The organism is Loigolactobacillus backii (genome assembly GCF_003946275.1).
Classification (GTDB): domain Bacteria; phylum Bacillota; class Bacilli; order Lactobacillales; family Lactobacillaceae; genus Loigolactobacillus; species Loigolactobacillus backii.
In genome coordinates, this window is the sequence record NZ_RHNQ01000034.1 from 1 (window position 1) to 22,874 (window position 22,874).

General features: G+C 38.4%; 13 protein-coding genes and 1 CRISPR repeat array. Of the genes, 3 read left to right on the top strand and 10 right to left on the bottom strand.

Annotated features, from left to right (window positions below):
- Positions 1-646 precede the first annotated feature (646 nt).
- The 8 genes from EKM61_RS07265 to EKM61_RS12295 form a co-directional block, all read right to left on the bottom strand.
- Positions 647-967: a nucleotide pyrophosphohydrolase gene (locus tag EKM61_RS07265; protein ID WP_068224109.1), complete on the bottom strand. Its 321-nt coding sequence runs from the start codon at positions 965-967 to the stop codon at positions 647-649.
- A gap of 21 nt (positions 968-988) precedes the next feature.
- Positions 989-1,474: a pyridoxamine 5'-phosphate oxidase family protein gene (locus EKM61_RS07270; RefSeq protein ID WP_068224105.1), complete on the bottom strand. Its 486-nt coding sequence runs from the start codon at positions 1,472-1,474 to the stop codon at positions 989-991.
- 983 nt (positions 1,475-2,457) lie between these two features.
- Complete coding sequence (pglZ, locus tag EKM61_RS07275; RefSeq protein WP_068224101.1) at positions 2,458-4,980, bottom strand: BREX-1 system phosphatase PglZ type A; 2,523 nt, start codon at positions 4,978-4,980, stop codon at positions 2,458-2,460.
- Between the two features lie 150 nt (positions 4,981-5,130).
- Entirely contained in the window at positions 5,131-8,709 is a 3,579-nt protein-coding gene (pglX, locus tag EKM61_RS07280) for a BREX-1 system adenine-specific DNA-methyltransferase PglX (RefSeq protein ID WP_068376958.1), read from the bottom strand.
- A gap of 153 nt (positions 8,710-8,862) precedes the next feature.
- Positions 8,863-12,516, bottom strand: a complete 3,654-nt coding sequence (brxC, locus tag EKM61_RS07285; RefSeq protein ID WP_068376961.1) for a BREX system P-loop protein BrxC — start codon at positions 12,514-12,516, stop codon at positions 8,863-8,865.
- 79 nt (positions 12,517-12,595) lie between these two features.
- Positions 12,596-13,174: a DUF1788 domain-containing protein gene (locus EKM61_RS07290; protein ID WP_068224097.1), complete on the bottom strand. Its 579-nt coding sequence runs from the start codon at positions 13,172-13,174 to the stop codon at positions 12,596-12,598.
- Positions 13,175-13,176: 2 nt separating this feature from the next.
- Positions 13,177-13,761: a DUF1819 family protein gene (locus EKM61_RS07295; protein ID WP_068224095.1), complete on the bottom strand. Its 585-nt coding sequence runs from the start codon at positions 13,759-13,761 to the stop codon at positions 13,177-13,179.
- Between the two features lie 1,150 nt (positions 13,762-14,911).
- Positions 14,912-15,043, bottom strand: coding sequence for a hypothetical protein (locus tag EKM61_RS12295; RefSeq protein WP_257749678.1), 132 nt, complete (start codon positions 15,041-15,043; stop codon positions 14,912-14,914).
- 368 nt (positions 15,044-15,411) lie between these two features.
- Between EKM61_RS12295 and EKM61_RS07300 the strand changes: the two genes are divergently transcribed.
- The 3 genes from EKM61_RS07300 (at position 15,412) to EKM61_RS07310 (ending at position 17,163) form a co-directional block, all read left to right on the top strand.
- Positions 15,412-15,981: a DUF5067 domain-containing protein gene (locus EKM61_RS07300; protein ID WP_068224094.1), complete on the top strand. Its 570-nt coding sequence runs from the start codon at positions 15,412-15,414 to the stop codon at positions 15,979-15,981.
- A gap of 187 nt (positions 15,982-16,168) precedes the next feature.
- On the top strand, positions 16,169-16,504 hold the full coding sequence (locus tag EKM61_RS07305) for a hypothetical protein (protein WP_068224092.1): 336 nt from the start codon (positions 16,169-16,171) through the stop codon (positions 16,502-16,504).
- Between the two features lie 398 nt (positions 16,505-16,902).
- Positions 16,903-17,163: a hypothetical protein gene (locus tag EKM61_RS07310; RefSeq protein WP_068224090.1), complete on the top strand. Its 261-nt coding sequence runs from the start codon at positions 16,903-16,905 to the stop codon at positions 17,161-17,163.
- A gap of 185 nt (positions 17,164-17,348) precedes the next feature.
- Positions 17,349-21,602: direct repeats of the CRISPR family, unit length 36 nt; unit sequence GCTATTGATTCCTTCAGTTTTCAGCTAAAATAGATC.
- A gap of 52 nt (positions 21,603-21,654) precedes the next feature.
- Here EKM61_RS07310 and cas2 read toward each other — a convergent pair.
- Together cas2 and cas1 are read right to left on the bottom strand one after the other, a co-directional pair.
- On the bottom strand, positions 21,655-21,978 hold the full coding sequence (gene cas2, locus EKM61_RS07315; protein WP_082918498.1) for a CRISPR-associated endonuclease Cas2: 324 nt from the start codon (positions 21,976-21,978) through the stop codon (positions 21,655-21,657).
- Positions 21,971-22,873, bottom strand: a complete 903-nt coding sequence (cas1, locus tag EKM61_RS07320) for a type II CRISPR-associated endonuclease Cas1 (protein ID WP_068224088.1) — start codon at positions 22,871-22,873, stop codon at positions 21,971-21,973. The genes cas2 and cas1 overlap by 8 nt, the downstream gene beginning before the upstream one ends.
- Between the last annotated feature and the right edge of the window lies 1 nt (position 22,874).

Sequence of the window (22,874 nt, forward strand, 5' to 3'; positions counted from 1 at the left end):
AGCTAAATGGTTAAATTAATTAAAATATGCCCTGTGATACCAAGGGATCAGTCTGTCTTCATACTTTCAAGTTTCAGATATTGTATTATATTGTGAAGAAGTTGGCAATATTGGTTGTTATTTTGCTATAATTTTTTGTATTGTTGGTGGTTGGACTTGGGGATGAACAAAATCTTTGTGTACCTGAACTACTCCTTGGTAGTTCATGTGTTCAGGTTCACCAAATTTCACAAAAAAAATAGCCCCGGCCGGATAAATTCCACCGAGGTTAACACTTATAAGAGATAGACCAGTAAACCAGAATCAAGTTACTATTGATTTCTTCGGTTTAACTTTAATCTGAGTCAGCCATTCTTGAATAACCATCTTCTAGCAAAGTATCAAGATCTTCATAGATTAAATCTTATTAAATGGCCCATTTACTCGATATAAAAAATTATTTAGGCCAGTTCATAGAGTCATGCTAGTTACAGGCCTATTCACAACATCTTTTACTATATATTAATTTATTCAAGTCGGCCTAGAGCCATAATCGATACAAGTTTATTTACACTCATTAGCAACTTATTGACTAGGTATCAGTCCGTCATGCCAAGCATAAATTTGCTTCGCCTGTATCCCTGAGAATATTTTCAATCAACCAAAATTAATTATCAATCTTCCAATGCCGTTTCTGATTAAACTCAACTTTCTTCCGCACAATTTCCAGGGGGTTCACACCCAGTTTCTCGCACATGTAAAAACTATAAATTAGCGTATCAGCCAACTCTTCTTTTAAATGATCAACCTCGGCCTCATCCAACTGTTGACTTTCTGGTTTCCACTGAAAAATTTCTAATACTTCGCTGGCCTCCAGATTCAGAGACTCGGCTAGATTCTTTAAACTGTGATATTTTTTCCAGTTACGATCATCACGAAACTTGATTAATTCCGCAATAATTTGCTGGTAATCTACTTTATTATTCATTAGTTGCTCCTGACCTGGTTATTATTTTGGGTCATGGTGTGCCTTAACACTATATTGATTTACTATAATTTTAATGATGCCTACATAGTCAACGTCATGATCCTTAATGTTAGCCCAAGTATGACCAGTTTCATGCACAAGAATTGTTTGTAATGCGTGTTTCTTAGTCACAAAATCCGCAACTAATTCGGCGTTCCCGGTACCAATAATACTATGATAAGCAAAGGAATTTCTACCTGGATCACCATTGTCCGATGCCATTAAATGGTTACCATCGTCAATTTCAAAGCCAACTTTGGGCTGTTTGGCAATCAAATCCCGTTTACGACCAATTGGTGCGCCATGCACATAAATAATCAATTGCCCGGCAACAAATTCAAACCCATAATTTGTTGGTACGACATAGGGATAATCAGTGGCCTGAATCCCAATGTGAATGACGTGCGCAGACTGCAAAAGGGCCATAATTTCCTTCTGGTTAGTAACTTCTCTTTCTTTACGCCGCATTGACCTCAGCCTCCTAACTTTTTTTCGTTTAGTATACGCTATTGCAGAATTCTTTGATCTACTTTCATAATTTATAACATAACTTAGTTAATACCGTTTGATTTTTTCCGAAACACCCCCTTAATTATAAAAAGGGAGATTATAAAGTATAGATGAATAGTTTTGCCAAACGAAGAAATCCATAAAGACTTTTAATATTAATACACCATCAGACATTTTAGTGATTAATTTAGCGAGCGGCCAAACTCGATATTGTTCTTTTTTAATTACTCAGAATGAACCGTTCAAAACGATTGGTTCAAGAAACATTGATATTACGGTGTTCGCTGAGTTGCTCATTTTGAACAACTCAGAAACATGTTGTTTTTTTCATTAACAACCAGCTCTCATTTAAGGACTGGCCCATAAATGAAATTGATATTATCTAATTAAACCGTTCTACAGCATTTTTCTTCATAACTAAAATACTCACTCCGTTAACAACCTAGCAACTAATTATTATTCAATTTAACTTATTCCAATTTCAATACACGTATTCTATGACACAAAAAGATAACCCCAGCAGGATAAATCCTACTGGGGTTAGAGCTTCACTGGCATCCTAGTAAACTAGGATCCAATTACTATTGATTCCTTCAGTTTTCAGCCAAAAACTGTATTCGTGAACGGAGCGACCGTTCTTGAATAAATACATTTTACCAAATTTTTAAAAGATTGGCAACCTTTTCAGAGATGAAAATCCGTTTAAATAGGCTGTTTGCTTTACAAGCTGGAGTCTAGGGCCGTACTGGGGCAACAAATTTATTTAAACTTATTCAAGCTAAATCGCAGAAGCGCACTGATTACAAGCTTATTCATTGGATATCGATTAATTACGACAATTACAAATTCACCTTACACTTAACCCGTATCTCTGCACTATTAGCAGAAACACAGGTTAATCACTTCTTTAAGGCTTAAAATATTTTCCCGCTAATCAATCTTTACTTAATTTCCGGTAAATCTAAGTTTACGGTCTGGCACTGCGTATCTTTTGGATTAGCGGCGTTAACGATCACCAAGGTTCCTTGCTGATAGCGTGGCGAAATATCGTTAGCAATAATCAGTTTTCCGGTCAGGGTTCGCTGTTGTACTGAATCGTTATGATAATCAGCAATCAGCGTTATTTGATTGGAAATAACTTTACCCGTTGTGTCCTCCAAATAAACTAAAATTTGTTTGCTGCGGCGTAAATTAGAAACCGGCTGAATTTGAATAAACGATAAGGTTAGATTATAGCTACCAACCGTTGTCAGTTCTGTTAATAAAACAACGTCGACTTGTTGCGGTGAGCGCGCATTACGTTCTGTTTTAATGGTTAACAGTGGCACCATGATTTCCTGCAACGTTGTACCACCATGAACATATTTGCTGCCACCGCCCTGAACTGCATAACGTAGTAGCTCGGCCGGCACGTGAACGGCTAGGTTTCCTGGCGCTAAGTTCGGTAACGCAAACGTGTGTGTATTACTAGCCGGGATTTTATCCGTATTCATAACGAAACGTCGCTTATGCACAATACCTGCCGGTTGTTCAATCTTATCCAGTTTGGTCAGCGCCTGCCGGGTATACAAAAAACCATGATCGGCAGTGACAAAAAAGGTTGTGGCATTGACATAACGGGCCAAGGTTCCTACTAGTTCTTGTAGTTGCTGCAGCACTAAGTCAACCGCGGCGAATACTTCATCCTCTGATTTAGCATTATCACCACGGGCATCGATCGCATCCAAATAAATATAATTAACGTTAGTGCCCTTGTACAACTGCCGTAATTGATCGCGGTTAGCCGCCAAAATTGATTTGGCAGTTTGTGCTGTAACTTTCAAATCAGGCAGTTCTTTTGCTAAAATACGTTGCCGATTTTCGACGCCAGCACTTAACTGACCGTCAACTTCAATATTACCTTTGGCGTTAAGCGCCACCTGTTTATGTGGTAACAATGCCGCCATCCCCAAATCAGTATATGAGGGTACCGTGCCCTCCAACGCTTCTAGTTCCGTATCAAAATGCTGGTTACGGTTAAGCTCATCCTGTAGCTGACTGGCGATTTCATAACGCAGTGCATCAGCCACAATTACAAAAACACGGCGTTTATCGTTGACCAAATGCGTCACTTTTTTACTATAAAACGCGGCCGTTGGTAATACTTGTGTTAATGGTAGCTGTTCACTAATTAAACTATCCCAGCGCTGCGCCAAAGGCCGTAAGTAACCATCAGTATAAAAGTGCTCCACCTTCTGTTGTAGCGCGCGTAGTTCATCACTTGGTTCACTGATTTGATCAAAGGCACGATAAAACTTACGGTAAGCCTGATCGAGCTGCATCAATTGTTCCTGATACTGCTGCCACAAGGCCTGTACCGTAGTGGCGTCGATCGTTAAATTAGCCAAGCTACGCAATAGGCGAATAGCCTGAATCAACGCACGATAGCTGGCCTGAAAATGGTTATTCCAAAAGTCCGTCCGCCGCTTAATTAATTGAAGCTCGTAATCATCATACAAAACGCCGCCTTCGATCAACTGCTGTGCCACTAACGTAATCAACGCAACATCGTAGGCCGCAAAAGTATTACCCTGAGCCAGAAAATCAACCGATTTACCCCGCGTAAAGTCATCGATCCGCAATAGCTCGCTTACTCGATTTGCGACTACTTCATACTCAGCTGTTAAATCACGCGCGTTTTGCCATTGATCGACAAAGACAATTGCATTATTAGCTGGTTGCAGTTGTCTTTGTTGCCAATTTTTTGGCACCCTATCATTGAACTCCGCCGCCGTTTTGGTGGTGAATAACGCACAAGCTAAATCAGCCAAATTCGGTTGCTTGGCTTGATAATTAAAATTCTGCTTGACCTGCTGCCAAAACCATTTTAAATTGCCAAAACGTTGTAATTTTTGCCAGGCAGTATCTTGTTCTTGCGCCCATTCAACCAACAAATATATTAACCCATTAGCGAAACTGAATCGTTTACCACCAACTAATACTAGAAAAATACCTAATGTTAGTTTTTCGGGCGTGATTGCGGACTCATTTTGCAAAAGCGTCAGTAGGCTTTTTTGCCGCTGTTTATTCTCAAAGAAGTTTTTATAAATTAAAAGCGTCCCGCGATAAGCGTCCTGATCCTCAATGTGTAATTCATCCAGCACTTGACTTAAACGATCGACGTGAAACTCTGGCTGCGAGTATAAATAAATATCGTGTAACGGATCACTTTGTGGTTCCGGGCGACTCATTGGTAAATAAAGCAAAAAATTCTGTTCTGGTTGTTGCACTTCAATTTGATATTTAACCGCAAAATAATTATTTGGCGTCACCGTTAACGTCACCACATTAGTTAGTTGATAAGCCGCTAATTCTTGCGCATAATCCTGATTTTCATCATACCAAAAAATAATTCGCCGTTGCTGGTAATCCGGTAAAGGTGCATCAAATCGTTGTTGTAATAACGTCTGGGTCTCGGTCGCCATTTTTTCACCTGCTTCACTCTAATTATGTTTGGAAAATATTATTAGGTTGACCTTTACCGTTAATTTGGCCTAAACGTGTTTAAAAAGCAGATTTCTGCGCCTTACTAGGCTAGTGTTCAAAACCTGAGCGCTTTTTCAAACACGCTCTAATTACATTTTCACTTTAGTTAAAACATTTAATTTCTGCGTTTTCGTACCATCTTCACTGGGGACTTCAATGTTCTGAAATTTAGCGTAATTGACCTTCACGCCATCATCTAGATCTAAAACCAATTCGCGGTTGGCCATATATTGCACCACCGTTTCATACTGGCGTAATTCAGTTAGTTGGCGCTGATAATTGGCGCGCTGCTTTTCGGCCGCGGCCTTAGCTCGGGTTGAATCAACTTCAGTGTTAGTCAACGTCAATAAACGATCAATTGTCCGCATTAATGGCAATAAATACGCTGTCCGAATCTGCGCCAATAAAGCTGGTGTATAGCGATGCAGATAAATGAGCGCCTTAAAACCATTTTGCTTACCACTAGAAAGTTCCCAGTAAATCGGCCGCTTCTGATAAATTTTTAAATGATCCTTGTAGAAATCCTTCAGGAAATAGTGGCGTAACGCTTCCTCTGGATCTTGGGCACTATCTGGATAGAGACTATTAGCAATAAAAGTTAAATTCGCCATTAACTGTTCAGCACCAAAGATTAACGTCAACAATTGTTTGATTCGTGTCACAATATCATCCTCATAGTAGCCCTTAGCAAAACCGATCGGAATCACATTATCGTCATCAGGCTGAAAAGTATGGTAACGCGTGTGATCAAAAGTGCCGCCAGCATAAATTAAGCCCGGCTCATCCAAACTATAACGGCCAAAAATCACCCCTACCAAATAAGACAGAAAACTACGCACATCCCTGCCCTGATCAGCCTGCCGGACTGTGACTTCTTTATCCGTTTCTTCTGGCGATAATTCATCTTGTAGACCATAGATGTCGATAAATTGGCGGTTAAGTTCCTCTTCATTCAATTTTAACTGTGCAAAACGTTGGGCCGCCGCTGTTTGCCAGTTAGCGAAGGCATCGGCCAATAAATTAGTGTCGGTGCGATATTGCAGAAAGGGATGCTGCTGAAAGTCCCATGACGTTTCGAAGGCGTCCCAGTCTGACTTGGAGAGGGCGGTGTTTTGTTGGACAAGATCAGTGATTTCAGGTATTTCACTCACAGGTTTATATGGTAATTTTGCAACCGCACCCTCAGCAAAATCTAAAGTTGGAGCTAATGCTTTCAAAAAAAGCATGGGCACCTTGCTATTAATGTAACCAAAAATTGCATAAAAATCATTTTTCTGTTTTGGAAAGAGAACCGATCCCTTATGTTCAAAAATACTATTTTGTTGCAGTCTAAAAGAAATTTCACTTGACGATGTTGTTGACCAAGTAAGCCCTGTTTTAAAATAATAGTTTATATTCTGTGGCCGTGATTTTTGTTTTCCTTTAAAATCCACATAATTTTTTATTTCATAACCATCATTCTCCCAATTAACTATGTAATCGTTATTACCATACCATTTTCGATAACTACCACCCTTTGTTGTGGTAAACCACTTATTGCCACTATCTTTTGCTTCATTATTACTTTTTATTTGAAATCCCGTTTTATTATTTGCAACCTCGTACCATAATCGTAAAAATTGATTGTTATCACCCGTTTGTAGTCCAACACGGGGTTCTGCTATCTCCCCTAATTTAGGATTATCTCTAAAGATTGCTCGTACTCGTCCACTTGCCCAGTAAGCAATCGGCGCTCCCGGAATATCTTCAAATGAATGCACATCCCGCACATACCGATAATCTACTGTTGGATCACTCGCTGCTTCGGCCACCTTGCTTGGTTGTGCCGACGCACCCTTAAAGGACTCCAAACGTAAGAAAACGCCTTGTGTATTTTCCTGTTGATGCTGCAAAACAAAGGTACAAATCGGCACAGTGGCGTCCTCAAACGCAGAGTATTCCAATTGAACTAAACTGCTGATCGTACCATTATTGATGATAAAGCGCCGTAATTTTTCGTGTGAGGAAATAAACATCCAGGTGTACGGACTCATCAATGCAGCATAACCATTTGGCTTTGTCATTGAGAAAGTCTCTTTGATAAAGGCCGAGTATAAATCTGATTTAACATCTTTATAGTGCTGTTGCATAAATTTTTTCAGCGTTGGATTGTATTTATTATGGTACGGCGGATTCGTAACAACCACATCATAGCGTTGGGTTAATAACCAGGCACACTGAAATAACGGCAACAGTCGTTCACGTAATTCGGTAACTTGCGCTTGTTGGTATAGGTCAGTTTGATCTGACACCAAAGTACTAATTTTTTGAATAAAATCTTGCCAGTCAACTGTTGCTGGTTGTAGCAATGAGCCAAACTGTTTTGCATCCGTAAATTGCTGTTCCAGAACGCGAATCTGTTCAATTTCTGCTGAATCAAAAGCTGATTGCAGCGCCTCGATCGTTGTCGGTTGTAAGGAATCCTGAAATTCAAAGACATTAAAGACAACAGGCTGCTTTGCCCGTAATAAACGTGGTGTTTTAGCCAGCATTTCCATTAACAAAACAATTTGGGTAATTTGAATCGACCGCTTATCAATATCTAAACTAAATAAGTTATTTTCAATAATTGTCCGTGGAATTTCTCGTGGTAAGTAACCTTGTTGCAAATACATATCATAGAGCATCCGGAAGGCCTCAATTAAAATGTGGCCCGAACCGCAGGCGGGATCAATTATTTTAATATCTTCTAATCGTTGAATATCATTGGGGAGTACTAAATTACCCGCATGACCTAGATAATACTGCCATTGATCCGTCAAACTAGTGTCCGGATGTAGCCCTAAATATAAGTTGCCCAATGAGTTTTGCAACATATATTGAACGATCCATTTTGGGGTAAATAATTGTGTCACAACTGGCAGTTCACGTTTAGAGACACTATGATTTTTTAAACCGCCAACTTTTGATTTTTCTTCAATATTGTAGTACTCAAATAGCCAACCGATAATTTCGGTATTATTCCAATCTTCATCAGGGATGCCACTCGCCAGTAGATCAGCGATAATCCCTTGAGGTTGTAATAAGTTCTCTGGTAATAACAATGATTCGGCACCTTGCACGGGATAAAAAACGCTGGGTAAAATTTGACTTAACTGCTTAATTTGCTGTTTCAATAAATATTGATATAAGCGAATGTCTTTCTCTGAGCGCGTTAAGTCGGTATCGTCATTGATTAATGCCAGAATTGTCGGCTCTAAAGCTAAATCATCCACTAAATCATAAATACTTGATAGTGCGTCAGGCTCTTTTTTACCGGCCGTTTCTGAAGATAAAATACGCATTTTAATCGGTAAATAATCATGTAATTCCATATAGCGTAAAGCCACCAACCAGTTAAACCAGGTAAAGGCCACTTCTTCAAATAATTGCTCTAAGGCTTCGGCCAAAGTCGAATCGTGCTGGAAATCCTGTATTTTTGCTAAAAGATGACGAAATTCTTTTTCTTCAATTGCATTCAGTTTAACTTTTTTACCACCTAAAATTAATAGGCTTCCGGCAGCATGGTGTTCAATTGTTGGCAGTTGCTGATCATTTAATAAATAATGATTACGTGCATATGCCTGAATACTGCTTAATAAATGCTGTTTGGCGTTCACCGCAAACTTCTTCAAAGCCGCTTTATCCATATTTTTAATTACTCCCTAATTTCTAATTAGCACAATATATTGTACTAAACTCAATCTCTAGTTTAGAGGAAATACAGCTAAAAGTCACCAGCTCACCAAAATAAAAAGCGCTGTTGTACTCAACTTGTGAGTATAGCAACCCTTTCCACTTAGCTACATAATCCGTAGTTCATCCACACCCTTTAGTTCTTGTTGCAAATGTTGCTGCACTTCTGCCAAATAGGCGTTTAGTTCAGCCTCATTATGAATAACAACTTGCTGCTCAGGCAAGACTGCAGTCCGCGCTAAAATATTTACTTTAGGCGCGGGTGCCACTGGTTCCGGCGTTGTCTCCGCAATTTTGGTTGTCCCATTACCAGAAGTATCTGTACCGACACCAAAAGTATGCACTCCATTACTAACTACCGGTTTAGATGGTACTGGCTGTACCGGCACTTCTCGAGCGGCGATTTCCCGCTGTGCTTTATTAATCAAGGTAATAAAGCGGCCCTTCGTAATATCTTTATCCGCCATGACGCCACGAACGTCAGCAATTGTTCCTGCATCGTCCAGTTGCCGGTTTAAATCACGATATTGTTGCTCAATTTGCGGTTTGATCTTTTGCTGTAATTCAGCGTTCGTCAAGGTAGCTTCCATATTGGCCTGATCATTAGCCAGCTCCTGTTTGATCGGTGCCGCGGCAGTTTCAATTTCCGTAAAGATGGCCTCTTTATAAGTTTTAACCAACTCTGGCAGCCCTTTGATCAAAGCATAAGGTTCCGCAAAGCCTAAAATTTCTGCAATCCGCTTGCCAGACTGTTTAGCCGTTGCAGTGGTTAAATAATCACGGTCACGCTGATATTTTGTATTAATAATCAATGCCGCATTAAAAATTTCGACCTGGTTAGCAAAAAACTGCTTGACTAATTCATTATCATCGTTAAGTTCTAATAACTCATCCTGTTCTTTAAAAACGCGTTCAAAAAACTGGTTAGCGTCGCGTTGTGCAATTAAACTGTTAAGGATTCGTAACTCAGCGTTAATATTTTGCTCACCAGGATATTGATTGTGTCCGGCATAACGGCGCTGCAAGGCATCTAACTCAGTTGCTGTATGCCGCAGTTGGTCCTGTAACTCAACCATGCGCTCGTCATCTTTGGCCGGCGTCATCGTCTTATTATACATTTCCTTCATTAATTCATTAGCTGCTTTAACGTAACGTTCCTGAATCAAAACGCGCTGTTCAACCACAATTTTTTCCTGCTCTCGGGGCCGCGTGATTAAACTAATAAAATGTGTTAAGTTGTCTTCCGGAATTAAACGTTCAGTCTGCACTCGCAACTGAATCTTTTCATCGTTAAGTAAGCGAATCAAACTAGCCAGAATTGTCGTTTCTTGCCAACCAAACGGAATCTTTGAAAAACTCTCGGCCAATTCACGCAATGAAACCCGAATATGCCGCGCCGCCCGCTGCTCAATATCATTGAAAATTGCTTCAGTGGCGAGATGATTAGGGTCGGTAGTCTGTGCGGATAGTAAATCGCCTTGGGTTGAAAATAGTGCGGTCAAATCCTCACGATCATAATTGTGCGTCACATAAGTGATTTTGTTATAAGTCACTTCAATCAATTGTTTTAAGGCAGTACTGATCAATGAACCACCACTGGCCTTAACCACTGCGCCATTAATAAACACCTTAGCATCAGCCAAAGCCGCCTCAACTTGTGTTTTAATATCCACCGATAAGGCCGTTCGCTCACGGCTCTTATGGTTTAATATGTCAGCATAAATATCGGTTTGATTATGATTTGGTTCGCGCAAATATTGATCGATTCGTTTGAAATTCATAATATCGTCCATATAGGTGCCCTGCTCTGGCAACAGAACAATCACTTTACCTGCCTCTAACGATTGGGCCGCCGCCATCTCATCGCCGGCGACTTCTAAATTATTCGGACTAATAATTTGTAGTGTTAAGGCCGACCGTGCCGTTTTAATTGGAACCATATCAATCCACTGATTAAGTTCAAAATTGTAATTTAGACCTGGCTGTTTGGCAAAAGGCTGATAGCGATACTGCTTAAGCTGCAAAATATCCGTGAAAATCGTTTCACCAAGATATTTAACCACGTCATTATTGGAAACAGTAACATTTTGAATTTCTCGGTTAATATCCTGCTCGTCATTAGTTAAGAAGACGTATTCACTACCCCGCCGCTGAATCAAAAATTCTCTTTCCAAGCGATTAACACTTTTCTGAACTTTTTCCTTCAAAGTTAACGTCTCTTCATCAATCTGCTCAATTAAAAGTGTGGTCAAATTATCAATATTAGCCGGAATTTCTTTAACGTAACGGATTAGAAATAATAGCTTTAAGACTCTAACATCAAAATCATTTAGCTTTGCATTGCTTTCTGCCTGAATGATTGGTGAACGAACTAAGTTTTCCAGTGCGGCTTCAATATTTTTATAGAAAATATCAAACGGTACTAGTACGTTGGGCTGTGCATGTTCATAAGTAATCGCGGCAAACTGCATCGCCGATAATAAATTACGTTCACCACTGGATAGATGCTTACCCACTGAACCATGTTCGCGAATACCCGTAAAAACTTTTTGTAGTAGATTAAATTGGTACGGGATGAATGGATAGGATGCCACAAATTCATTTTGATCCGTAAAGCCTTGCATTTGCGCCGTGTCGTTAGTAAAAGTGAGCTTATTTTTTAAAATTGCTTCATTGGCCGTATAAATCGACGCTAATTCGGTTACCGCCGCTGGTGTTTTGGCCAACAAACGTTTTTTTATCACTTCATCGGCGTTGGCTGAACTTAGTGGTAAGCGCGCGTTAAACCGCCCTTGAATTTTTGAAAAATCATTCGACGACATGCCGCCCTTTTTTAGGGAGTCAATATCCTGCTGACTAGTCACCACAACCCAGACTTGACCGTGGCAATATTGGGCAAGATCCTCGACTACCATCTGTAAATCAAGCATCAACTGACCATTTTCAGAAATATATTGTCCCATTTCATCGGCCATGAAAACCAAATGGTAGTTAGCCGGCTGCTGGGCAACATATTTCTGCACCCGTTTAGCAAATGATTCATCACTAATTGTGTAGCTGGATTCACCAGCCTCCATAAAATGACGTGCACTTTCTTCACTCATATCAGTCGTCTCGACCAACGCCGCAATTGCCGCATCTTCATTATAAAAGATCTCGTCGCGACCTTCTACCCAACTTAAGCCATCAGCCTTATCCGCAAAGGCCTGTTTAAACGCAGTGTACTGCCCTTTATTGGCCAAAGTTTCTTCCATTTCTGCAATCCAGGCATTTGCCCCTGAAAAACCACGTATTTCATTAAAGACTTTATTGAATACCTTAACGACTGCTGATTTTTGCTGCATACTATCGGCTTCAGATTTTGACTCAATATTAAACAGCGCTACATCATTAGGAACGGTCAATGCTTTTTGCATTTGCGCCAATAGTTTAGGATTATGGGTCAACTTATCAGTAAAGAAATCTAGGGGTCGTTTTGACGCCACCTGTAAATCTTGCCGCAGTAAATAACTTAATATTTTTAAAAAATGTGATTTCCCGGACCCGAAGAAACCAGAAATCCAAACCCCGATCTGATCAGTTGGTTGCGCTAATGAATGATCGTAAGCCGCGAAAAAAGTTGTTAAATGCTGCTCAATTTCATCAGTAATCACATATTCATCCAACTCTTGAAAGGTATGGTCATTAGCACCTTGCCCAATTTTAATAACTCCTTCAATTTCCCGTTCAATTGGCTTTTTAAACAACTGTTTAATTTCCATTAATAAAATTTCCTCCTACTGCATAATTAAGATCAATTAATAGTTTTTGTGGTGAAACTGCAGCTAAGTAATTGCAATCTTAATCTCCAACAATGCGAAACGCCCGATAATAATGATCATCATCTAACTGATCAAATAATTTTAACTTATTATACGAATATGTACCTGGATAAAATAATACAAGTGGCATCTGCGTGATTAGCGGCTGCAAATTGTTTAGCAAGTTGTGCGACCGTACAATTGGGTAGGCTGTACCAACACCAGTCAAAAAAATAATTGCATTCGGATCATAATGAGCAGTAATATAGCCAACCAACTCATCGCGATTAGTTGCCAGTTTAAGCGCCTTTTGCATTCGCTCAAATAAAATAGCACTACCACGTTTTGCTTCCATTTGAAAATTTTTATCCATGTAGCCCCGCGACTCAAAGAACTGCAATACAATTTTAAACAAATCAAAATTCTGTATTTTTACTTGCAGCCTTTTTTCAGTATATTGCTGAATTTCTACTATTCGCGCGCGTACTAAAAGCTCATCTTGCGGGACATAATCAAAGATATAAAAACCAACCTCGTTACCTAGGCCAGTATTGTGAACAAATTGTTCTGCCAACAATTTATCCTGTAATGCATTTAAACGCTGTGCCGTAGTTCGCATGACTATACCCGACTTCCTATTAAAACTTCATACAGTGACTGCTTGCCATATTGATGCAAATACTGCGCCACATCTGCTGCCAGTATTCCTTTAACCAACTGCCCAGCGCGCATTAAGCCACTATCACGCAATACCTGTAAGTAGGCTGCTGCTAAACGATTTTGCGTAGCACCAGTCCAGCGTGCCACTTTTTCACTTTGCGTCGACTTTTCCGCTAAAAATTTTAACACATCTTGCTTAGTCAAACTTGTCTCCATACCGGTAATTCTTTGTAAATAAACTTCCCGCATGAACTCCTGAAATAATTGATCACTAGCCATTATGGCATACAACAGAATCAAGTTACTCGTTTCCCGATCAGCAATTAAAAATTGGTGCACTAAATAAACGTCCAGTGTTCCAAGACGTTTCAAAATAACATTAATAGCCGCCAACTGGCGTGACCGCGATGGTAACTGCAAAAAATTCTGCTCAATCGCTGCCGAACGAACCTCAGCAAGCGATTGGCCATCTTGTAGCCGCTGCGCCACTTTTTTTGTTTCTAGGTACATAAACGGACGCGTACTTAAAGTCGTTTGATAATGCATGGTTTTCACTCCAGGAGTATATAAATCTCTATTTGCCAGTCAAAATGAACTATAGGCATATAATAACACATCGAATTTTACGCCGGTATAAAAAGATGGCCCCCAACTGAATTGAGTTGGGGGCACAGAGCTTTATCTGGAGTCTACTTTAAAGTAGATCCAATTACTATAAGTTCCCGTTTGAGATTAGCTTATAGGCGACTAGTTAACTAGTAATAGTAATGTCACTAGTAAAATAAGTATTTCTTTGCTTAGTTTCACTTTAACGTGAAAATTCAATTCAATACTCATAGGCATCTTCTCCTAAATTCAATTTAATGTGGTTTAGGCCGGATTATTTATAAGTATGATTCCAAGACTTAAGTAAATTTTCTAGTCACTTATACTAGCCTCAGGGAACCTATAGCTTGCAAAAGTCATCTTGGAATAAGTTTATTATAATGCTTTTGCTAAGAAAGCGCATTCTTTTTCGATAAAAACATTATAATTTTCAAAAAATTGCTGTTTTAATTGATTGTTGCCGCAGTAGCTTACTCTTCTATTGTAGTTAGTTGGTGTAATAAACCTTTTTCTGCTAAAAGATTACAGATAACATTCTTATTGCGTATCACTGATCAACCAGAGCAGCATCAATATCTATTGTTGCCGCAGAATTAGAAGTATTAGTACTACGTTTTTAACGTGAACAGATCTTTCAGCCTTCAACTAAAATAGATTGTCGTCTTTACTTGTATAAAGTCCTGGAAGACCCTTCTCGGATTTTATTTAATGGTCCGCACCTAGGGAAAGACATCGCTATCAATAAATACTTGGTACAATTGTTAAGCTATCCGAATCTATTGTGCATTCATCGGTAAGTAGTTCAACGTACCACTCTCAAATGCCACCGGGTGCAATATAAGGTTTACTGTTGTTGATGGTCGGTTGGTAACCTAATATTGATCGTAATTGCATTTTCGATAGTATCCGTTTCACCCAACAATAAGTCGCCACTCCCATCACGCTTAATTGCTTAAGAACAACTTCATAACGAATACCGTTCACCTGAATCTAATCGGGGATGTTCATACACCAGGCATAAAAATAACACTTAACACAATTACTAGGTGCCTTTAATTCTTGAATATTGTTTTATCGTTAGAAAAAGCTTTTACCAGCAATTTTCAAAATCTTCATTAAATAAATTAATAAAACCTGCAAGTACTTGCCTCATGACTTCATCAGCATGATGTGCTTGGCCATTGGTATACCCTATTCTGGTACTATCCTTATCAATTTCCACTAGAAGCTATCCCACCTTGATTTTAAAACCTTTCACTTCCTTCAAGAACTTTAATGCAATCTTTAAGTACTTATACTTTGTAATCACAGCGCCCCGCCAGTGTATCACCACGGTTTTTCACTATTGATTTCTTCAACTTTCAGTTAAAATAGATTTAGATACTATTTTGTTTGTGTTCATGAACCGGCCTATTTTTTTATGACTTTGATGACAAAGATTTTCCATCTATAAAGACGAACGTGAAGGAAAAATTGATAATGTCCTTTATCAAGGTAGAATCATTTGGCAAAAATAAAAACGAAGCTATGTGGTCTAATTTGTCCAAATACTGATGACATTAAAAGCTGATTTATTTTGGAGGAGTTAAAATGAAATTACGTAAATTAGGATTGGGTGGTCTAATTTCTGTCTCATTATTAGGAATGGGCGCGGGAGTATTTACACCAACTTTTAATCAGAGTTCTCAAGTTCAGGCCGCGACAAAATACAAGTTTAAAAAGAATGCTGTGGTAATTCACGATTTAAAGATCAAAATTAACAAAGTTAAATTCTTAAAACCTAGTGATACTGACGATCATAACCGGATTATTTTCGAATATACGATCACAAACAGAACTAAAAAGGATATTGATGCCATCAGCGGGTGGCAAGCAGTCTTTAATGCCTACCAAAAGAATAAGAATACCGAGGGTGAACTAGAAGTTGGGTCAACCCCAAACGGGTATGACACTGAGCTTAAAAATCAATCTCAAAAAATTAATAAGGGTGGATCTGTTAAAGGGGTAGCCACATATAATCTTGATAACACTTCCACTCCGGTTGTTCTTAAAGCTACCCAAGGTGTTGATGGTAAAAAATTGGGACAAAAGGCTTATAAAGTTACTAAACTACAAGAAGAAGCCCCACTAAACCTTGATTCAAGTAGTTCAGCAAAATAATTGGTGAACTATTATGAAAAACGGGGAAAAACCATTCTATAAACGCTAGTGGTTTATCTTAATCGTAGTTTTATTTGTTGCCGGATCAATAGGAAATATTATTGATCCTACAAAGAACAATGGTGCAACGGCTGTAGTAAGTAGTTCAAAAGTCGCTAAAACGAAGATATCTTTAGATAAAAGGACTGTGACAACCGATTCAGATGGTGTGGCAATTATTTCTGAAAAAACAAATACTGATGCATCGGTTACAACAGGAATCACCCACACAACAAAAGCAAACTTACAAGGCCGATTTAAAGTTAGTTACAACTTAGTCAGTCCTAAGAAGAAAACAGTTAACATTACCGTAACAAAGGACGGAACAACCGCCACAGACTCAGTTATCGTTAAACCTTCACACAGGTTCATTGCAAAAAAAAATAAATTAAAAATAGCCAGTAGTAAACGAGAGACTGCGATGAAGACATCTACATCCCATTCAAGAACCACAGTTTCGAATGATGTTAAAGAACATCTATAAACGCAACATCCAGTTCCTCAGCTAAAAAAGCCGCCTCTGCGGAAGCAAACTCTGAATCAATCATTACAAATAAAACTAATCTTAATAGTTTCAAAAACCAACTGCAAACAACAGTTGATAACTCTCAAGGTACCATATTAGACTATAAGATCGATGAGGATCCCCTCACTGGCGAACCCAATGGAATTACTATTTATGTTAGTGACACTATTTACGTGGCAAGTAATACAGACAAATCACAAATTGCTGACAGTGTTTTTATTTTAGTTCATAAAGCCAAAGATATTTACGGATGGACAGTAATGCCAAATGTTTGCATTGAAACTTCTGATGGAATAATTATAGCCAAGACAAATATCTTAAACACAAAAATGAATGTAAATTAAGGAGTTAATATCATGGGATTATTTAATAACAATTCAAACAAAACTTTAATCACAATGGGTCAGGCATTAGAAGGTTATCAATCGACAGGAAATGTGGTATTCAGTGAGGGTAAAAGCCTTCAAAAAACTATTGAAAATGCTTGTTCATTGGCAGTAAAGCAAGGAAATATTGGTATTTGCAATGTTAAATTTGCTTCTGAAAACGAAGCAAGTGGCACCGGTACTGGCACAAAAAAATATGTAGTTATGGCTGATATGATGGTTTCACAATAAAAGCCGACACTCTCTATTTAAAAATAGGCTTCCTCCCATCCGCCAAGAAGGTCAGTAAGCTTAGAAAAGTCAACACATAAAGGCAAATATTAGAAACCTAGTATAAATTCGAGTCGTTGAAAACCCGACATAATTCGCAACTATGAAGACAATTTCCAGCCTTATATCTTACTATGTTATGCTGAGCTATTGATTCCTTCAGTTTTCGGCTAAAATAGATCAAATTGACGAAGAAATAACACACACGGTCAGCTATTGATTCCTTCAGTTTTCAGCTAAAATAGATCTATAAATATAAGGTTCATCATTGCTTTTGGCTATTGATTCCTTCAGTTTTCAGCTAAAATAGATCATAAGCGAACGATACCTGTGATTACCTTTGGCTATTGATTCCTTCAGTTTTCAGCTAAAATAGATCCAAACGCCACTAATTGCCTTACGTGTTGGCGCTATTGATTCCTTCAGTTTTCAGCTAAAATAGATCACTCATATCATTATGAGCTGGCTGAGTGGAGCTATTGATTCCTTCAGTTTTCAGCTAAAATAGATCACATAGTATTCAATGTTTGAACCAGGAGTGCTATTGATTCCTTCAGTTTTCAGCTAAAATAGATCTCAAGACATATTTATTTCTCAGTATAGAGAGCTATTGATTCCTTCAGTTTTCAGCTAAAATAGATCCCAGCGAGCATCGTAATGGTAATGATTGTGGCTATTGATTCCTTCAGTTTTCAGCTAAAATAGATCCACTAAATCGGTATTGACTTACATTGAAAGGCTATTGATTCCTTCAGTTTTCAGCTAAAATAGATCTTTTTATTATATTGATTAACTAGTTCAGTAGCTATTGATTCCTTCAGTTTTCAGCTAAAATAGATCATGTATCTAAGAAAATTGAGCTAACCAAGGGCTATTGATTCCTTCAGTTTTCAGCTAAAATAGATCACAATAAAGACAACTAAAATCCAGAACCATGCTATTGATTCCTTCAGTTTTCAGCTAAAATAGATCCGGTCATTATGCGCAAGTACACAGAACAGCGCTATTGATTCCTTCAGTTTTCAGCTAAAATAGATCCCACGAACACGGCGGTGCAAAACTTCTCGTGCTATTGATTCCTTCAGTTTTCAGCTAAAATAGATCCATCAGTGGATAAGGATGCAATTCTAGTTGGCTATTGATTCCTTCAGTTTTCAGCTAAAATAGATCAACAAGGAACGAGATAAGCAAAAATTATCCGCTATTGATTCCTTCAGTTTTCAGCTAAAATAGATCTCACTCAATTATCTCGCTAGACGGAAATGGCTATTGATTCCTTCAGTTTTCAGCTAAAATAGATCCATCAGTGGATAAGGATGCAATTCTAGTTGGCTATTGATTCCTTCAGTTTTCAGCTAAAATAGATCAACAAGGAACGAGATAAGCAAAAATTATCCGCTATTGATTCCTTCAGTTTTCAGCTAAAATAGATCTCACTCAATTATCTCGCTAGACGGAAATGGCTATTGATTCCTTCAGTTTTCAGCTAAAATAGATCCATCAGTGGATAAGGATGCAATTCTAGTTGGCTATTGATTCCTTCAGTTTTCAGCTAAAATAGATCCAGATGTGGGACGCACTTCCGACAACTTTAGCTATTGATTCCTTCAGTTTTCAGCTAAAATAGATCTTAAAGCAAATTGATCGGCAAGAGAAGTTGGCTATTGATTCCTTCAGTTTTCAGCTAAAATAGATCATCTGCTTATTGTATTTTTCAACGTATAATGCTATTGATTCCTTCAGTTTTCAGCTAAAATAGATCTCATGAAAAATGACCACACCGCAAAATACAGCTATTGATTCCTTCAGTTTTCAGCTAAAATAGATCGATAATGTCACGCAAACGGTGGCCGCTCTCGCTATTGATTCCTTCAGTTTTCAGCTAAAATAGATCAAAGTGTAGTTACTAAAATCTAAATATCAGGCTATTGATTCCTTCAGTTTTCAGCTAAAATAGATCAATATCGCCTCCGTTTTATTATTCTTGGCTGCTATTGATTCCTTCAGTTTTCAGCTAAAATAGATCAAATCCATAATAGACAAAGTGCGTCCGATCGCTATTGATTCCTTCAGTTTTCAGCTAAAATAGATCTTGTCTTTAAAGAGTGAAGCCAAACCGGTGGCTATTGATTCCTTCAGTTTTCAGCTAAAATAGATCGAGCACATCCGCTTTATGCGGTGCTTCGTAGCTATTGATTCCTTCAGTTTTCAGCTAAAATAGATCTCGCAAAAATTGCTGGTGAAGAAGTCTGGTGCTATTGATTCCTTCAGTTTTCAGCTAAAATAGATCAAGAAGCTAAGAGCTATATCAATTTCTCTGGCTATTGATTCCTTCAGTTTTCAGCTAAAATAGATCCCAGAAAAGCCAAACCGCGGCACGTCAGACGCTATTGATTCCTTCAGTTTTCAGCTAAAATAGATCTGGTACTGCAATGGGTACTGTTCTAGGCGTGCTATTGATTCCTTCAGTTTTCAGCTAAAATAGATCTCCCACATCGCTCATACTTTTCTGCTATTGGCTATTGATTCCTTCAGTTTTCAGCTAAAATAGATCAATGGGGGTCAATCGGGTAGAAGGAGATGAGCTATTGATTCCTTCAGTTTTCAGCTAAAATAGATCCTAACACAAGCGTTCAAGCGGTCGTGTAAGGCTATTGATTCCTTCAGTTTTCAGCTAAAATAGATCATGCCCGCAGTATTTCCAATGCTAATTCCTGCTATTGATTCCTTCAGTTTTCAGCTAAAATAGATCTTTTTAGTTCAGCTTTTATACCTATCCTAGGCTATTGATTCCTTCAGTTTTCAGCTAAAATAGATCCCAGACACCGGCATCAAAACTGAAAGACTTGCTATTGATTCCTTCAGTTTTCAGCTAAAATAGATCACAGCGCCGACAAAGAGCCTTTGAATTGCGGCTATTGATTCCTTCAGTTTTCAGCTAAAATAGATCCTAATTCTTCGGTCTTGGTCTTATCCACTAGCTATTGATTCCTTCAGTTTTCAGCTAAAATAGATCTTATCCATGCTAAGGTCTCGCTAACCTTATGCTATTGATTCCTTCAGTTTTCAGCTAAAATAGATCTTATCAGCCACAGCCTGTTTAGCGTCGCTGCTATTGATTCCTTCAGTTTTCAGCTAAAATAGATCAAGATTTGCTGACTATTATTATCAGGTTAAGCTATTGATTCCTTCAGTTTTCAGCTAAAATAGATCCCAGGCAATACAACTCGATAACGCAATTTAGCTATTGATTCCTTCAGTTTTCAGCTAAAATAGATCCTCAGCAAATCAAACAAGGCGATACTGAAAGCTATTGATTCCTTCAGTTTTCAGCTAAAATAGATCTAAAAATTAGGTCTAGTGAGGTATTTTCAGGCTATTGATTCCTTCAGTTTTCAGCTAAAATAGATCGCTTCTACTACTTTGTCACGACTAGGTTGTGCTATTGATTCCTTCAGTTTTCAGCTAAAATAGATCCGGCAACGGGGTTAAATACGTTTCGTCTGGGCTATTGATTCCTTCAGTTTTCAGCTAAAATAGATCCTAAGATCTTTTGCTTAACCGCGTAATTAAGCTATTGATTCCTTCAGTTTTCAGCTAAAATAGATCATATTTAAGGATCAGGCTCTGCATGGCTGTGCTATTGATTCCTTCAGTTTTCAGCTAAAATAGATCGGACAATGGTCATTGTCATTGGAGCAGTCTGCTATTGATTCCTTCAGTTTTCAGCTAAAATAGATCACAGGAACAACAAAAAATGGAGGTAATGCAGCTATTGATTCCTTCAGTTTTCAGCTAAAATAGATCTGTTACCCATGCGATCACTGTCAAAAACATGCTATTGATTCCTTCAGTTTTCAGCTAAAATAGATCCAATGGTACGGTGTATAACGCAACGGTTATGCTATTGATTCCTTCAGTTTTCAGCTAAAATAGATCTGACCAGATCAAAGAATCTTTAATTCAGCAGCTATTGATTCCTTCAGTTTTCAGCTAAAATAGATCTGGATTGTTGTTTCGGAACGTTGATCCAGAGCTATTGATTCCTTCAGTTTTCAGCTAAAATAGATCCGCCAGTAAAATTTCATCTAATTGTTCAATGCTATTGATTCCTTCAGTTTTCAGCTAAAATAGATCACACACAGACACAACACAGGAGGTAAAATAGCTATTGATTCCTTCAGTTTTCAGCTAAAATAGATCTTTTTAAAAAACGATGAACCCAGACATTCGCTATTGATTCCTTCAGTTTTCAGCTAAAATAGATCATCAAATGGTTTGAGGCGCCGCAGCACTGCGCTATTGATTCCTTCAGTTTTCAGCTAAAATAGATCTGATGGAATAGAGATAAAAATAGTAAGAAAGCTATTGATTCCTTCAGTTTTCAGCTAAAATAGATCCAGTGTACCAAAAGAGCCTAATATCACGCGGATATCAGGCTCTTTTGCTTGTCTAAAAAGTGGTCATCTGCCCACTTTCAACTTTTTCTTCGTTAGGCAGTGGATCACCTACTAGCAGACGCATTTCATCGAATTGTTTTTCGGTTATAACCAACAATCTTACTGACCCTTTTTCGGGCAAATTATCATCTAACCGCAGCTCGTATTTTTTTGACATATCATAACCATTTACAATGCGATAATAAACCGAGTATTGCATCATAACGTAGCCTTCGCCCAATAAATACTGCCGGAATTTTGCCGCTGCACGACGATCTTTTGCCTTTACTACTGGTAAATCAAACATAACTAATAGGCGCATATATTTGCTACTCATACTCGTGTGCCACCAACGGGATAAGTTCCGGCAACTTTAATCCCGCGGCAGAGTTATTACGACAACAAGTAGTGTACGATGAAACTAATTTATGAACCGCGTTACTCAACGAATGAAATTCATCATCAATTCGAACTTCTGTAAATAATAATTGAAATAATGCCTGTTTATTGGCAGGTGTCAAACCATCCTTTAAGTCAGTTTGATGTTCATAAACCCATAAATCTACGTACGCTCGAAATGGTTCAATTAAATCATCGGCCAAATTAAAAGGATTTAATTCATTTTTATGGAATACTCCCAATGCTGGCTCAAAACCGTACACACAAATATCCCGCGCGATAATACCACGGATAATCGCGTAGCCATAATTTAAGGCACCGTTCAGCGTATTTTCATTGCGCCGGTTAAAGTGATCACCAAACAAACCTACAAAGTAAAGCCGCGCTGCCCGCGATTCTTTAAACGTTTTATCACCTTCAACAACCTGGGTTGCTAAAAAGTAAAGTTCGGCGACATTATTACACTGATTTAATTCTAAAACTTTGGCCTGGTTTTCAATTTTTTGTTTCATCAATTTCTGCCATAAACGCGCCTTAGTTTTAGTTCTTACATGTAACTGAGCTTCTAACGCTTCTAATTTACGATAATACTGGCCCAGTGGCAAAACCATCGCACATGGCAAATGTTTCTCATCACAAGTGAACACCGCCACTTGATGCTCAGCAAGAAAGGATAGCGCCGGTGCTGTAATTGTACATTGTTTGTGTTCAATCATGATGCTTGAAATGTCTTCTACTGGGACTGTATAACGTTCTTTCTGCTGAATCACTAACTGACTTTTGGAAATGCTTAATTTTGCTGGATTTTGAATATACAGGTTACGAAAGGCCATA